This window comes from Deinococcus detaillensis, from assembly GCF_007280555.1.
GTDB classification, from domain to species: domain Bacteria; phylum Deinococcota; class Deinococci; order Deinococcales; family Deinococcaceae; genus Deinococcus; species Deinococcus detaillensis.
This window is the reverse complement of sequence record NZ_VKDB01000003.1, coordinates 1-13,709: the sequence shown is the minus strand read 5'-3', so window position 1 is coordinate 13,709 and position 13,709 is coordinate 1. Positions and strand designations below refer to the sequence as shown.

At 60.3% G+C, this 13,709-nt stretch carries 15 protein-coding genes; 7 read left to right on the top strand and 8 right to left on the bottom strand.

Features of this window, described 5'->3' with window-relative positions; genetic code table 11:
• Window positions 1-27 precede the first annotated feature (27 nt).
• Both FNU79_RS04080 and FNU79_RS04075 read right to left on the bottom strand, forming a co-directional pair.
• Entirely contained in the window at window positions 28-1,293 is a 1,266-nt protein-coding gene (locus tag FNU79_RS04080; RefSeq protein WP_143719642.1) for a DUF4384 domain-containing protein, read from the bottom strand.
• A gap of 115 nt (window positions 1,294-1,408) precedes the next feature.
• Window positions 1,409-2,320, bottom strand: coding sequence for a GNAT family N-acetyltransferase (locus tag FNU79_RS04075; protein ID WP_185974599.1), 912 nt, complete (start codon window positions 2,318-2,320; stop codon window positions 1,409-1,411).
• A gap of 102 nt (window positions 2,321-2,422) precedes the next feature.
• Between FNU79_RS04075 and FNU79_RS04070 the strand changes: the two genes are divergently transcribed.
• Window positions 2,423-2,968, top strand: a complete 546-nt coding sequence (locus tag FNU79_RS04070; RefSeq protein WP_225429874.1) for a hypothetical protein — start codon at window positions 2,423-2,425, stop codon at window positions 2,966-2,968.
• A gap of 156 nt (window positions 2,969-3,124) precedes the next feature.
• On the opposite strand, the gene FNU79_RS04065 is transcribed toward FNU79_RS04070, so the two are convergent.
• From FNU79_RS04065 to FNU79_RS04055, 3 genes are all read right to left on the bottom strand, one after another.
• A complete protein-coding gene (locus FNU79_RS04065) occupies window positions 3,125-4,264 on the bottom strand; it encodes an acyl-CoA dehydrogenase family protein (protein ID WP_143719640.1) in 1,140 nt (379 codons plus the stop codon).
• A gap of 82 nt (window positions 4,265-4,346) precedes the next feature.
• Window positions 4,347-4,616 carry a DUF2568 domain-containing protein gene (locus tag FNU79_RS04060; protein ID WP_143719639.1) on the bottom strand — a complete coding sequence of 90 codons (270 nt, stop codon included), beginning with the start codon at window positions 4,614-4,616 and terminating at the stop codon, window positions 4,347-4,349.
• Window positions 4,617-4,708: 92 nt separating this feature from the next.
• Complete coding sequence (locus FNU79_RS04055) at window positions 4,709-5,422, bottom strand: MBL fold metallo-hydrolase (protein ID WP_225429873.1); 714 nt, start codon at window positions 5,420-5,422, stop codon at window positions 4,709-4,711.
• 101 nt (window positions 5,423-5,523) lie between these two features.
• Between FNU79_RS04055 and FNU79_RS04050 the strand changes: the two genes are divergently transcribed.
• Together FNU79_RS04050 and FNU79_RS04045 are read left to right on the top strand one after the other, a co-directional pair.
• A complete protein-coding gene (locus tag FNU79_RS04050; protein ID WP_143719638.1) occupies window positions 5,524-6,111 on the top strand; it encodes a TetR/AcrR family transcriptional regulator in 588 nt (195 codons plus the stop codon).
• Window positions 6,108-6,596: a hypothetical protein gene (locus FNU79_RS04045; protein WP_143719637.1), complete on the top strand. Its 489-nt coding sequence runs from the start codon at window positions 6,108-6,110 to the stop codon at window positions 6,594-6,596. Before FNU79_RS04050 ends, FNU79_RS04045 begins: the two co-directional genes overlap by 4 nt.
• Here the strand turns inward: FNU79_RS04045 and FNU79_RS04040 are convergent.
• The 3 genes from FNU79_RS04040 to FNU79_RS04030 all read right to left on the bottom strand — a co-directional run bounded on the left by FNU79_RS04040 (window position 6,590) and on the right by FNU79_RS04030 (window position 8,727).
• Window positions 6,590-7,204 carry an HD domain-containing protein gene (locus FNU79_RS04040; protein WP_225429872.1) on the bottom strand — a complete coding sequence of 205 codons (615 nt, stop codon included), beginning with the start codon at window positions 7,202-7,204 and terminating at the stop codon, window positions 6,590-6,592. The genes FNU79_RS04045 and FNU79_RS04040 overlap by 7 nt on opposite strands.
• Window positions 7,205-7,226: 22 nt before the next feature.
• On the bottom strand, window positions 7,227-7,970 hold the full coding sequence (gene thyX / locus FNU79_RS04035) for an FAD-dependent thymidylate synthase (protein WP_143719636.1): 744 nt from the start codon (window positions 7,968-7,970) through the stop codon (window positions 7,227-7,229).
• A gap of 271 nt (window positions 7,971-8,241) precedes the next feature.
• Entirely contained in the window at window positions 8,242-8,727 is a 486-nt protein-coding gene (locus FNU79_RS04030) for an EVE domain-containing protein (protein WP_143719635.1), read from the bottom strand.
• A gap of 101 nt (window positions 8,728-8,828) precedes the next feature.
• Between FNU79_RS04030 and FNU79_RS04025 the strand changes: the two genes are divergently transcribed.
• The 4 genes from FNU79_RS04025 to FNU79_RS04010 all read left to right on the top strand — a co-directional run bounded on the left by FNU79_RS04025 (window position 8,829) and on the right by FNU79_RS04010 (window position 13,609).
• The gene (locus FNU79_RS04025; RefSeq protein WP_143719634.1) at window positions 8,829-9,497 is read left to right on the top strand and encodes a PspA/IM30 family protein; all 669 of its coding nucleotides are present in this window, start codon (window positions 8,829-8,831) and stop codon (window positions 9,495-9,497) included.
• 230 nt (window positions 9,498-9,727) lie between these two features.
• Window positions 9,728-10,618 carry a histone deacetylase family protein gene (locus tag FNU79_RS04020; RefSeq protein ID WP_143719633.1) on the top strand — a complete coding sequence of 297 codons (891 nt, stop codon included), beginning with the start codon at window positions 9,728-9,730 and terminating at the stop codon, window positions 10,616-10,618.
• A 270-nt stretch (window positions 10,619-10,888) separates the two neighbouring features.
• The gene (locus FNU79_RS04015; protein ID WP_143719632.1) at window positions 10,889-11,515 is read left to right on the top strand and encodes a Crp/Fnr family transcriptional regulator; all 627 of its coding nucleotides are present in this window, start codon (window positions 10,889-10,891) and stop codon (window positions 11,513-11,515) included.
• Window positions 11,516-12,112: 597 nt separating this feature from the next.
• Window positions 12,113-13,609: a YifB family Mg chelatase-like AAA ATPase gene (locus FNU79_RS04010; RefSeq protein ID WP_143719631.1), complete on the top strand. Its 1,497-nt coding sequence runs from the start codon at window positions 12,113-12,115 to the stop codon at window positions 13,607-13,609.
• The last annotated feature ends 100 nt before the right edge of the window (window positions 13,610-13,709 follow it).

Below are 13,709 nucleotides of genomic sequence, written 5' to 3'. Positions count from 1 at the left end.
CCCTTCACTCCTCAGCGGCGCGGCTCTCTATTTGCGGTAGACCTTATACACCCCATTCTGATAGCGAATGCTGCCACCCTCAAAGTCGCCCGCCCAGCCGCCATTCATCAAAAACTGGTCGCGGGTGGGAAAGCCGAGGAAGCTGCCCGAACCACCCAGGCCCTGATACTTTTTGAGCAAATCGCCGACCAGCCAGTAAGTGCCGTACTTCTCGGAGGAGTAGAGGGCTCCGGTTTGGAAGAATCCGTAGAGGCCGGTGGTGCTGTAGAGGTTGCGCGGAATGATCTTTTCGTCGCCCGCCGCCCAGCCGAGGCGAGTCGGGGGCTTGGTGCCGCCGTTTTCAGCTTGGCTGAGGGCCAGATAGCGCTCCAAAATGCGCCCGTGAACGGCGAAAGCGCGGTTGCTGCCGTCAGCGTGCAAGATCACCGCTTTGCCGTAAGCCGCCGCACCCGTGAACTTTTGCCAAACGCCGGTGCCCCAGCGCGTCACGTAGGTTTCGGCGCTGCCGAGGGCCTGCGCTCCGGTGGTGCGGTCAAAGGCCTCACGGATGGCCGAATCGAAGCTGTGGTCGGGCCGCTCGCCGGGTTGTATGGCGGCAACGGGTGTCGGACTCACCGGAGCAGGCTGAACAGGAAGCGGCTGAACAGGAGCGGGCTGGGTAGGCGGCACGATCACCACAATCGGGCCGGTGACCTGCGGATTGCCTTGGCCGGGCAGCCCGGCACCGTACCACGTCACCGCCGTGACCCAGTCTTGGGCGTCCAGGTTGCTGACCACGCCCGACAGCACTTCACCGAGCTTGGCTTCGCCCTGCACCGTTACCGCCGCAAAGCCCTGCGATCCGGCAAAGGTGGCGATGTCGCTCAGATCGAGCGGCACTCGGCTGGCCAACGCCAGCACCCGGTCTTGGCCGCGTGGGCCGCCCACCGTCAAGGTGTACTGCGCTCCGCTGCCGGGAAAAACCATCCGCTGTCCGGCCCGCACGAAGTTGCCCTGAGTGCCGTCGTAGCCGTTGGGCACAAATAAACTGATCTCGCCGACACTGTTGACATCAAACAGGTACACGTAAGCGTCTTGGGTGACTTGCACGCCGACCCTGATCTGCTCGCCGATGCGGTAGTTGGCAATCCCCTGCCCCTGCGGGTCTTTGTTGACCCACACCCGCACATCGAGCGCAGGCTGGGCCGGGTTGACGATGATGCTCTGCGGGCTGAGCGTAGCGCCGCTGGCCAGGGCGGGCGAAGCGAGCAGGGCGGCAGTCAGGGCCAGTAGAACGGCTTTTTTAGTAAACATGGAAACCTCCAGAGCAGCTTCAGATTCAAACCAACTCAGATGCTGCTTACTGTTGGCCCGCTGCCTGACTTAAAACTGAAGCGGGCAGGAAAACCAGGAAGAGGTTAAGAGCGCGTCAGCTTGAACCCGACCGTCTTACTTCCCAGCGCCCATGCTGGCGAACATAGCCCAGCTTTTCATTGACCCGCAGCATGGCAAGGTTGGCAGCGTGGTTGTGGGTGCGGACATCACTGACGCCCGCCGCTTTCAGTCGCCGCAGCAGTTCGGCTTTCATCAAGTAGGCTAGGCTCAACCCTTTGGCGGTGTCGGCCACGCTGGTCATCTGGTTGTAGACCATGCCCGGCATGTCCAGCGCCGCCGTGAAGCCGACAAGCTGCCCATCCCGCCAGGCGCAGATCAGCCACTCGGGGCGCATCTGGGGACTGAGCTGCACAGCTTTGCGGGCCGTTTCCACGCTCCATTTCGGCAAGCTCTGGGCGTCCGGCGTTTGGGCAAAAGTTTCAATCAAGAGGACCGTCAGCTCATCCCATTCGGCGGCGCTGGCACCTGACATGTCACCCAGCGTGACGCCTTCCGGCAGCGGCTGGGCGTACTGAGCGGGGTCAAACTCTTGGGGGTCGAGCTTACTCTCAAAGCGGTGGGCGTGAAACACAAAGCCGCGCTTCTCGGCCCAGGCCAGACTCGGCGAATCATCGTCGGCAATATTGGCGCTCAGGAGTTTGCCCGTTTGCTCAGCGAGCTTGAGGAGCGCTGTGCCGAAGCCGCGCCCTTGTGCTTTAGGTTCAACCCACACATTCAGCCGCAGCGAATCCGGCGTGCCATAGTCGTTGGCTTCCCAGTCGCAGAGAGCCAGCGTTGCTCCCTCCTCCTCCACCAACCACTGCGCGGAGACCTCAGGGCAGGCCTCAAGCCGCTGGAAGCGCAGTTCTAAACGCTCCAAAGTGAGCGGGCGGCTCAGCAGCGCGGCGTATAACGGCATCAAAGCGGGCAAATCTTGAAGAGTGACACGGCGCGGATCAGGCTTCATCTTCCGTAACTTACTGCAAACTGTTTGGTTTCTGATTAAAGGTTCAGCATTCCTCATGCTTGACACATCGTCAGAAGTGGGCCAGCCGTTACTCTGAAAGTCATGAAGCGTCTTTATCAAGGAGCGGCAACCGTGTTCTTCGGTTTACTGGCCACCAGTTTGGCCCAAGCCGCCACCGCCAAGCTCCCCAATTTGCCGCTCAGCGTGGAAACCAGCGATACCCTGCTGACGCTGACTCCCGCCGCCATTCAAAAAATTTACCCGGCCCAGAGCCGCCCCGAAGCCGTCTTTTTGACCAACGACAAAAAAGTGACGATGGGCTTTGAGTGGCGGCAAACCAGCCTTAACCCCAACGAAGTCAGCGGCTTGGTCAGCCAATTTCCCGCCGTGATCAAGGCGCAGGTGGCGGGCCTCAAGACCCTCTCGCCCAAGTTGCTGACCATTCAGGGCATTCCCTGGGCGCAGTTCGTGTATACTTTAGCCGGCAAAAATGGCGATCTGCGCCGCGAAATGCTGGTGACGAGCGCCAATGGCCGAATGCTGATTTTGAATGTGGATTCTTCGATGAAAGATTACAGCGCCAACGATATCGCGGTGCGAACTTTTGTCAACGGCATCAAGGTTTCACAGGGCATCGCCACACCGTAAACGTTTAACGTTCGAAGCAGTGTAAAATAAAGGAGCCGCTCAGAAGGCAGCTTTTTTATTCATTGGGGCTTTCGGCTGGATTGAATCCAAACCTCTACTAAACCCGGTATAAAAAGCCAGTGAATGAAAGAGAATCCCTCATTCACTGGCTTTCTGTTACTTCAGTAAATTCCGAGCGATGATGACCCGCTGAATCTCATTGGTTCCTTCGTAAATCGTGTTGAGTTTCACGTCGCGCAGCAGTTTTTCGACTGGGTACTCGCCAACGTAGCCGTAACCGCCGTGAACTTGAATCGCTTCGTTGGCGGCGTCGAAGGCCATTTCTGAGCAGTAGGCTTTGGCAATGGCGGCTTCCGTGGCGTGCGGTTTTCCTTGATCCACCAGCCAAGCGGCTTTCCAGGTCATCAAGCGGCCCGTTTCGATGCCCATCGCCATTTCCGCCAGCTTGAACTGAATGGCCTGATAAGTGGTGATCGGCTTGCCAAAAGCCTCGCGCTCTTTGGCGTACTTAATACTTTCGTCGAGCGCCCGCCGCGCCACGCCCACCGAGCCCGCCGCGACTGGCACGCGGGTTTTGTCGAGCGTTTTCATAGCAATTTTGAAGCCGTCACCGAGGCCACCGAGCTGGTTTTCTTTGGGCACGCGCACGTTTTCAAACACCAGTTCAGCGGTCAGGCTGGCCCGCTGGCCCATTTTGTGCTTGATTTTGTTGGACGAAAAGCCGGCCGCGCCTTTGGGCACCACCAGCGCGACGGTGGCGCGGTGGCCGCCCGCTTTGTCTGTGGTGGCGAACACCACCGTAATTTCGGCGATACCGCCGTTGGAAATCCACATCTTGGTGCCGTTGATGACCCACTCGTCGCCGTCCAGCACGGCAGTGGTGCTCATGGCGGCCGCGTCCGAGCCGTTATTAGGTTCCGACAGAGCGAAGGCGGCGAGGCTGGGTTTCTCGGTCAGCGGCGTCAAAAAGCGCTTTTGCTGCTCTTCGGTGCCGCCCACCACAATCGGCGTGATACCCAGATCTGAAGCCATCAGCACGGTGTAAATGCCCATGCAGCCGTAAGCGATTTCCTCGCCGATAATCGATTCGTCGAGCATGCCCAGCTCCAGGCCGCCCGCATGTTCGGGAATGCTGAGGTTTAAGAGGCCCACTTCAAAAGCCTTTTCCACGACTTGCCAGGGCAGTTCTTCTTTTTGGTCGTACTCGGAGGCAATCGGAGTAATTTCGCGGCGGGTAAAATCGCGGGCGAGTTGCTGAAGCTGCTTTTGTTCGTCGGTCAGCGAAAAGTCGATCATGGGTGGGTACTCCTTGAAATCAGTGGGGAAAGTTTATGAAAACTGAGTTTGGACTGAGTTCAAGTCTATCAAACTTGCAGCCTCAGCGGGCTCGGCGGCCACGCAAATGCAGCGCGAACGAGGCCGTCCACTGCAAGGCCACCACACCAGCCAAGACCATGGCTGTCAAGTTCTGCCCTCGAACCAACAGTGCCCCGCAACTCACCCCGTAAAACAGCACTTCAAACCCCAGCCTCGCCGGATCGGGCAAGCGGAGCGCCAAGCGGGGCGCGGCCCAAATGGCCCAAGCCCCCGCCGCCAGCAAGGCTGCCAAGCCAGCAGCCAAGACGCGCAGCCACAGCGCCGCGTCCAGTCGCCAGCCTCACTGTGCTAGAAACCACTGGGCCAAGAACCACAGCGCTGCCAACTCGCAAGCAAAACTGAGCGCCTGCACCGCGAAACGCATCAGGCCGTTTTCGGCCCCCTGCGCCCGGCCTCCTCCACTGCTTTTTGCATGGCGGCCACTGGGTTTTCCAGCACTGAGCCGTGCCCCACCGCCAGCCGCGACGGAGCCAAGTCGGTCAGGCGGGCGGCGGATTCGGCGGCAAGCTGGGTGTCCCACGTGGCCAGCGCTGGAAAGGGAAACAGCCAGCGCAGCTGTCCAGCCACCCCCAAGCCGCCCGCCATCTGAAAAGCGTCTCCAGCGATGAGCGTGCCGTCGCGCCCGTCCAGAAAAGCCAGTTGACCGGGCGTGTGACCCGCTGCCGAAACGGCCCTGAGCGACCCCACCTTGTCGCCGCCCCGCAGCAAACGGTCTGGGCGGGTCTTGGCACCCCGTAAGTCGCCTTTGAGCTTGCTCGGCCCCTCGCCCGCGTCCACGCTGAGGTCTCCGGCCAGCAAACGGGCGTCGCGGGCACTGATGCTGACCTCAGCATTGGGCAAAGCGGCGCGGAGGGCGTCCAAACTGCCGATGTGATCGCCGTGTGCGTGGGTCAGCGTGATGCAGAGAATCGGCAGGCCAATTTGCCGAGCCGCCTTAAGAATGGTAGGAGCGCTGCCCGGCAAATTGGCATCAATTAAAGTCAGGCCGTCCTCTTCGCGCACCAGATAGCTGTTGATCAGGCCGAACCGGGCCAGCCGAAAAAGATTTGCGCCGTGCTGAGTTAATGACATCATCATTATCCCCAGACGAAAAAGAACACCGTTCGCCTTTGTGGTGAACAGCGTACGCTTTCGGCTGATCACTGTCAAGACTTACACTGTTCGCTATACTGCCCAGTATGCCCTACCCACCAAAACTCACTCCCGAACTTATTCTGCGCGAGGCCCAGATCTTGCTGGACGCAGGCGGGCAAGACGCGCTGAACATGCGCCCGCTGGCCGCCGCGCTGGGCGTACAGGCCAGCAGCTTGTACCGCCACTTCCCAGACCGCGCCGCCCTTTTGCAGGCCCTAGAGGACTGCGCTTCCCGCGAACTCACCCACGCCATTGAGCAGGCCAGCACCGGGACAACGCCGCGTGGGGCGCTGCTCTTGACCTGTGAAGCCTATATGCGATATGCCGAGACGTACCCGCACCGCTACCGCTTGCTGCTCTCGCCGCGCCCGCCGAGCGTGGGGCAACCCGGCCCCGGCAAAGATTTGTGGAATACCGTGCTGAACTTGGTAAGTGCGCTGAGCGGCCACACAGACGACACCGCCCGCACCGTGGCGCTGTGGGCCTTTTTGCACGGCTTCGTGGTGATGTCGCGCAGCGGCTTGTTTGGTCTCAGCGGGCCCAAAGGCGGCTTTGAAGTGGGGCTTAGTGCTTTGCTCGACGAAATGGAACGCGCCGCCACACAGGGCGATGTTTCAAGGGAAACGCTATGACCTCTCCCCTCTCCGAAACTGACCGCGCCCTGCTGATGGACGAGGGCGATCTGCTCTCCCGGCGGCTGGCGCAGCAGCTTTACGCGCCGCTGAAACGCCAAGACCGGATCACGCTGTATGGCCGCTCGCTGGCACTCAATTTGGTGCAGGCTATGCTGCCCACCATCGAGCAGATCACCTGGCGGATGGACAAGCCGCTTAGCGCCCACCTCACCAGCGACTTGCGGGGCCGGGCGGTAGTGCAGACCGTAACATTTGACGGCGAACTTCACCGCAATTTGCCGGTGGACGATTTGATTGAAACGGCGCTGTTTGTGCGCGGGCGGCTGCATCCCAAAATAAGTGAGGAACTCCTGGGCGCACTGCACGGCTCCGAACACGCCGCCACGCGGGCGCTGGTGGCTTGCCTGAAAAGTAAGCCGGTGCTGGACGCCACGCAGCGGTATTTGCGGGGACTTTTGGGGCAGGGCAGGTTGGGTCAGTGATCTGTGGGCAAAATGCCTTCAATGACGGCCTGCGCGAGGGTACGCTCCACTAAAGCCAACAGTGCCGGAAATTCACTCAGGGCGGCGCGTTTGAGGTGCAGCACACGCTCAAGCGTCAGCTCAGGGTGTGCTGCCGAGCCTTGAGCGCCCGCTCCCCAAGTCAGCAAAACAGGTTGCAAGGCGTCCAGCGCTTTGGCAAAACGGGCGGCGGGCGTGACTCGCGCTTCAAATTCTTGCCAGAGTTGATGGAAAAGCTGCCGCTGATCTTCGGGCAGCAGACCAAACAACTGGTGGGCCGCTGCCTGTTCTCTGTACCTTTGTTGCTCGTGCTCGGCTTCAGACTGATCAAAGTGGGTGTCTCCAGCAAAGACTTCCACCAAATCATGCACGATCAAGAGTTTCACGGCGTGCCCTATATCGGTTTTCGGCGGCGCGTATTCGGCCAGCGTCAATGCCATCAGCGCCAGATGCCAGGAATGCTCGGCGCTGTTCTCGGCGCGGCTGGCACAGTGCAGCAGTGTCGTGCGGGCCACCGACTTGAGCTGGTCACAAGCCAACAAAAACTCCACTTGATGACCGATTCGCTCAAGCGCCTGAGCTTGAATCACGGTTCTCTCATTGCTGTGAGCCTCATTGCTCGTGGTGCAGCGCCCGCCACGCCCTGAACGTCACCGGAAAGAGCGGCTCGGCCAGTTGACCTATCGCCCGCGCAAACAAGCGCGTTTCAGACTGTGCGCCCTCGTGGTCGCGCAACTCCAAAAAATGCAGCAGGGAGCGCACGTTAAAGGTGTAATACGACTCGGTATAGAGAGAGAGCGGCAGCACGCCCCGCGCCTGCTCGCGTGTGACGCCGAGTTCTAGGAGTTGGTGATACGCCTTGAAAGCCGTCTGAGAAGCAGTGGCCCAAGCTTCATGGGCGGCGGCCTGATCTAAAGTGCCGTCGTCTTCTACGCTGGCTTGGCGGTTGCTGGGCGCTTGTCTACGAAACTGCGTGGGCGTGTAATCGCGCTCCTGTAACTCTACATAACGGCCCGAAATTTCATTTTTTGAGACTCCTACACGGTGACGCACGAGCTGACGGTCAACAAAAATTGGGCAAATGACCTTAAAAGTGATCAAGTTGTGTTCAAACGGGCTGCCGTGCTTATGCTTGAGTAAATAAGAAATCAGTTTCTCGTCGCGTCCTGTCAACGGCGCGGCATTGTCTCCACCGAAGGAAACACGGGCCGCATTCACAATCATTTTGTCGTCGCCTGAGTGCTGAATCAGCGCCACCGAGCCGATCCCGTCGGACAGCGGGTACAGCACGGGTGGGGCTTGGTCGGTACTCGGAGCGAGAGCTGGGGCAACAGCAGTGGGGGCGGTGTCATTCACGCCCCCTAGCTTAGCTGGAATTTTGGAAGAACTTGACCCTGCTGAGTTCAACTCCGGCCTAGCGGCGTCGCACCGGTACAGGCACCGCAACGGGGCGAACTTGGCGGGGCGTTTCGGAGCGGCGGGCCAAGCTGATTCCCAAAACGGCAGCCGCGACGGTCAAGGCAATAAACATGGTTCAGTGTGTGCTGAGGGGGCTTACAGAAGCGTTACAAGCTCAGGTCAGTGCATTCTCCGACTTCACCCGACTTCGGTGGTCTCTGCAATCCGCTTAGCGCAACTCTGCTTCCAAAGTCTCAAAAGCCAGCCCACCTGCTTCCACGATCACCCGAAACTCATCGTCGGAAACGGGCATCACCGATAAGCGGTTGCCTTTTTGCAGCAGGCGCATTTGATGGAGTTCTGGAATGGCCCGCAAATCGTCCAAACTCAGAAAGCGGGGCAGTTCGGCAAATGCCGCCACGTCCACCATGCTCCAGCGCGGATTGTCCGGCGTGCTCTTGGCGTCATGGTAAGCGCTGCCGATTTCAAATTGCAGGTCGTCGGGGTAGGCGGCCCGAACCACTTTCGCCAGCCCTGCTATGCCGGTGGGCTTGGCCTGCGAGTGGTAAAACAAGCACAAATCGCCCACCTGCATCTGGCGTAAAAAGTTGCGGGCCAAGTAGTTGCGGACGCCGTTCCACGGCTCGGCGCTGACCCGCAGAAGGTCGGGGTAGCCAAACACGTCCGGTTCACTTTTGAGCAGCCAATACTTCACGCCCAGCAGTGTAACCCGCCTTTAGTTTTCCTTGAGGCTACGCTCAACCGTGCAACTCTTCTCAGCCCCACTTCGTAAAGTGAGATCAGGAGGCCCCACCCATGTCTATTCTTGACCGACTGTCCCGTTTGCTCCGCGCCAATGTCAACGACCTGATTTCCAAGGCCGAAGACCCCAGCAAAATCATCGAGCAAACCCTGCGCGATATGCGCGACGCCTACAACCAGGCCCGCACCGAAGTCGCCGGATCAATGGCCCAGCAAGCCAAGCTGGAGCGCGAGGCCAACACCAACCGCAAGCTTTCTGAGGAATACGGCATGAAAGCCGAGGAAGCCATGCGCGGCGGCAGCGAAGACCTGGCCCGCGAAGCGCTGCGCCGCAAGCAAAACCACGCCGATCTGGCCGCAGGGTTTGACGACCAGCTCAAAATCAGCACCAACAACGTCGATCAGCTCAAAACCCAGTTGCGGGCGCTGGAAGCCAAAATCGACGAGATGGAAAGCAAGCAGCAGCTTCTGCTGGCGCGTCACCAAACCGCCAAAGCTTCAGAAACGCTGGAAAAAGCTTCAGGTTTTGACAAGTCTGGCGGGGCCATGAGCGCTTTTGAGGATATGGAGCGCAAAGTCGCCGCGCAGGAAGACAAAGCCAACGCCATGCACCAACTGCGCGAAGAAGGCGACGTCGACGCCCAGCTCGCCAATATGGGGCGTGGCAAGGCCTTGGACGACGAGTTTGAAGCCCTCAAGCTCAAGGTGAAGGGCGGGCAGTAAACGAGACTCCGAGCTGAGAAGCTCGATGAAAGCCAGCGCATTTCTCAGCGCTGGCTTTTTCGTTTTATTAAAGCGTCTTCACCCATTCGCCAAAAAGAATTGTCTTTGGCTGAACTCAGGTTGAGCCGACATTCATCAGACCTTATACAGGCCTTGCCTTCCTGGTGAGACTGGCCTCTCTGTCAGCCCTCACACCACCAGCCGGCCAACAGCGCGGCAGACTACCCGACATGACGCCTTTTCGGGCTTATACGCCCGCCGCTTACGACTTTCCTTTGCCGGAAGGCCACCGCTTTCCCTATTACAAGTACCGGGGCGTGGCCGAGCGGCTCAGCGGCCTCCTGCCCGTGCTGGACACGCCCAATTTGTCGTGGGCCACCGCCGGATTGGTGCATGATCCGCTGTGGCTCAGGCGCTGGCGGCGCGGTGAAGTCAGCGCCAAAGAAACCCGCGAGTTCGGTTTGCCGTGGAGCGTGGGCGTGGTGGAGCGGGCACGCAGAGCGGCGGGCGGCTCAGTGGCGGCCCTGCACGACGCTCTGCAAGTCGGCTGGGGCGCAAACCTTGCTGGCGGCACCCACCACGCTTTCGAGAGCAGTGCGGGCGGCTTTTGCCTGATCAACGACACCGCCATCCTGACTCGCCTAGCGCTGCAACAAGGCTGGGCGCGGCGGGTGATGACTATTGACCTGGACGTGCATCAGGGCAACGGCACGGCGGCGCTGCTGAGCGGCGTAGCCGGCGCGTTTACCCTCAGCGTGCATGGCGAGCGCAATTACCCGTTCCGCAAAGAAGTCAGCGACCTCGACATCGGGCTGGGCGACGGCGTCACCGACAGCGAGTATATGAGCGTGCTCAGAGCGCAAGTCCTTCCGGCTCTAGAAGCGTACCGGCCTGATCTACTGCTGTACCTGGCGGGCGTAGACGTGCTGGCCCATGACCGCTTCGGGCGCTTTGCCCTGAGTCTCAGCGGCGTGCGGGAGCGCAACCGCTTGATTTTAGAATGGGCCAAACGGGCGGGCGTACCTGTAGTGACCATGCTGGCGGGCGGCTACAACGCCGACCACGCCCTGACCATCGAAGCCCACGCTAGCGTCGTGCTGGACGGTTTAGAAGTGTTCTAACGCTGGTCATTGAAGAGCAAGCCCACTTTTAAAATTTGCACCCGTAGTCGGTCCACATCCAAAGTTAGGTCGCCAGCATAAAACTCTTTACACTCGCCAGTCTCCATCTCTTCTTCAGAGTGTGAGCCGCTCACCTTTGAACCTTATACAAACCTTGTACAGTCAGCCTCAGTTCAGTTCACTTGCTTTCGCGGCTCGTCTGCTTGGACAGCCCTCGGCGCTCCCTTCTCTTCCCGCCGCATCTCGCTTATCCACGCAGACAGGAGCTTTATGAACCTTCACACAGCACAGCCAACCCTTCCGACCACTCCAGCACAAGGCCGCCCACTTCACCGGGGCGATACCCTTTACTACGCCGGAGACGCCGCACCCAGCCTTTACCGCTTGGAAAACGGTCTGCTCCGGGCCGTGCGCCTGACTTCGCAGGGCCGCAACCTGACGGTGCGCCATATCCGCCCCGGCGATATTTTCGGCGAGGAAGCGCTGCACGGTCTGCCCCGCAGTCACCAGATCATCGCCCTGACGGACGCGGTTCTCACCCCGCTTCACCTTGAGCACCTCTCGGCCCCGGAGCTGTGGGAAGTCACCCGCAGCCTCAGCGATCAGCTCCAACGGGTGATGACCGACGGCGTGCACATCCAAGACGGCGAGTTGCGCGAGCGAATTGCCCGCTACTTGCTCAATTTGGCGAGCAGCAGCTTGGGCGGCGCTCACGCCGATGGCAAGCGCTATGTGCGGGCCACCCACGAGCTGATCGCCGAGGGCACCGGAGCCACCCGCGAATCGGTCAGCAAATTGATCGGCGAAATGCGCGACGACGGCTTACTGACGCCGGCTTACCGCTGCCTGACCCTGAGCAACGAAGCTGGCCTCAGGGCAGAATCGGGCCTCTTTTAATCGACTTCCTCTGAGCCCGAATAAGTCGCCGATCTCACCTCAAAATTGAGTGTTCAGATAAAACACAAGCTCCAAAAAAAGGCCAGTTTAGAATTTGGCCTTTTTTTGGAGTATTTAATTTGCAGTTCAAGTATTGAGAGTTGTCTTCAGTTGATGACGCCGCCGCAAGGAGGCTTGGGCGTACAAACGGGGGCGGCGGGCAAACAGGGGGCTGGGGAGGGCAAACCGGCGGTTGGGGCGTGCAGGTGGGCGGCTTGGGGGCGCAGTGGGTGGGACGGGGGTTCAACCAAAAGAAGAAAAAATCCAAACCGAATGTACCGCCTTCCACCTCTGCCATCTGCTCGTCGGAAAGTTCATGTAGTCCAATATTTTTGTTCAAAATTTCACCTCCGAGACAGGAGTTGGTGCAGAATTTTGCACAAATCAAATGTACTGATGGGGGGTTACGGGGTATTGTCTCCCACTCCGCAAGAAGTGCAAGAAGGAGTAAAGATTTTCGTCAGATGAGCGGCGTTAAGGTCAGCACCGTGTTCACCTGTCACCGCTCTGTTTGCCTGATTGATCTCTACGCTCTGCTTGGCGCAGGGGCGTGACCCGGTGTTAGCCACTGTCCGCAGCGCCGCCCTGATTGGTGTGGACGCTGTGCTGGTCACGGTAGAGGTGGACGTGTCGCCCGGCTTGCCTGCTTTTACCATCGTGGGCCTGCCAGATCAAGCGGTCAGTGAAGCGCGTGAGCGGGTTCGGGCAGCGATTCGCAACAGCCAGTTGCCGTTTCCAGCCGCCCGCATCACTGTCAACCTCGCGCCCGCCGATTTGCGAAAAGAAGGCCCGATGTACGACTTGCCGATTGCGCTGGGCTTGCTGGCCGCCCAAGAGTTACTGCCTGCCGCAGCGCTCAGCGGCGTGCTGCTGGCCGGGGAACTGGCGCTTGACGGCAGCGTGCGCAGCATCGGCGGGGCTGTCAACTTGGCGCTGTTGGCCGCTCAATTGGGTGACAGCGTGCTGATTGGTAAGCACAATGCCGGCGAAGCAGCCCTGATTGAAGAGGTGCAGGTCTTTCCGGCCCGCACGCTGCGTGAAGCTTTGCAACACTTGTCGGGCCAAGTGCCGCTGGCGGCAGCTACCCCCCAAGCACCTGACGAGAGCGGCCCGCCCCCTTTGGATTTGGCCGATCTCAAAGGTCAGGGCCAAGCCCGCAGAGCACTTGAGATTGCGCTGGCCGGCGGCCACAATCTTCTGCTGGTTGGCTCACCCGGCAGCGGCAAAACGATGCTGGCCCGCCGCGCTCCGGGGCTGCTTCCGGCGCTGACCCGCAGCGAAGCGCTGGAAGTGACCCGCATTCACTCGGCGGCGGGCCTGACCACCCAGCGCAGCGGCCTGATGCAGGTTCCGCCCTACCGCAGCCCGCACCACACGGTCTCGGACGCGGGGCTGATCGGCGGCGGCAGCATTCCAAAGCCTGGCGAGGTCAGCTTGGCGCACAGGGGCGTGCTGTTTTTGGACGAATTTCCGGAATTTTCGCGTAGAGCGCTCGAAACTTTGCGCCAGCCGCTCGAAGACGGTGAAGTGACGATTAGCCGGGCGCGGGCCAGCTTGCGCTATCCTGCCAAGTTCCAACTTATCGCGGCGATGAATCCTTGTCCCTGCGGGCATTTTGGCGACCCCGAAAAAGCCTGCACCTGCACGCCGCTGACCCGCAACCGCTACGCTGCCCGGCTCTCCGGCCCGCTGCTTGACCGCATGGATTTGCGCGTCAGTGTGCCGAGGCTGACGGTTGACGAACTGACCCGCGCCGGTACGCCGGAAAGCAGCGCTCCCGTTCGCAGCCGCATTCAAGCTGCCCGCGATGTGATGCTCTCCCGGCAGGGCGAGCGCAACAGCTTGCTGATCGGCCAAGCACTACGGCAACACGCCTCGCTCGCTGCCGGGCCAGCCGCTTTTATGGCTTCAGCGGCGCGGCAACTCGGCCTGACCGGGCGCGGCCATGACCGTGTGCTGCGCCTCGCCCGCACGGTGGCAGACTTGGCAGGCAGCTTGGACATCCGCGAAGTCCACCTGGCCGAAGCGGTGGCCCTGCGGCCCAGAGAACTTTAGAACTTAGCTCGACTTTGGCCATTGACAGGGGGAGCAGCAAGCTGCTCCCCCTGTCAAACTTGGGCATGACACTCCTTCCGAAGTGGTTCACGGGGGTCCT

Coding starts and splice junctions, on each gene's coding strand:
- FNU79_RS04080 (WP_143719642.1), bottom strand. CDS start 1,293: ATGTTTACTAAAAAAGCCGTTCTACTGGCCCTGACTGCCGCCCTGCTC.
- FNU79_RS04075 (WP_185974599.1), bottom strand. CDS start 2,320: ATGAAGCCTGATCCGCGCCGTGTCACTCTTCAAGATTTGCCCGCTTTG.
- FNU79_RS04070 (WP_225429874.1), top strand. CDS start 2,423: ATGAAGCGTCTTTATCAAGGAGCGGCAACCGTGTTCTTCGGTTTACTG.
- FNU79_RS04065 (WP_143719640.1), bottom strand. CDS start 4,264: ATGATCGACTTTTCGCTGACCGACGAACAAAAGCAGCTTCAGCAACTC.
- FNU79_RS04055 (WP_225429873.1), bottom strand. CDS start 5,422: ATGATGATGTCATTAACTCAGCACGGCGCAAATCTTTTTCGGCTGGCC.
- FNU79_RS04050 (WP_143719638.1), top strand. CDS start 5,524: ATGCCCTACCCACCAAAACTCACTCCCGAACTTATTCTGCGCGAGGCC.
- FNU79_RS04045 (WP_143719637.1), top strand. CDS start 6,108: ATGACCTCTCCCCTCTCCGAAACTGACCGCGCCCTGCTGATGGACGAG.
- FNU79_RS04025 (WP_143719634.1), top strand. CDS start 8,829: ATGTCTATTCTTGACCGACTGTCCCGTTTGCTCCGCGCCAATGTCAAC.
- FNU79_RS04020 (WP_143719633.1), top strand. CDS start 9,728: ATGACGCCTTTTCGGGCTTATACGCCCGCCGCTTACGACTTTCCTTTG.
- FNU79_RS04015 (WP_143719632.1), top strand. CDS start 10,889: ATGAACCTTCACACAGCACAGCCAACCCTTCCGACCACTCCAGCACAA.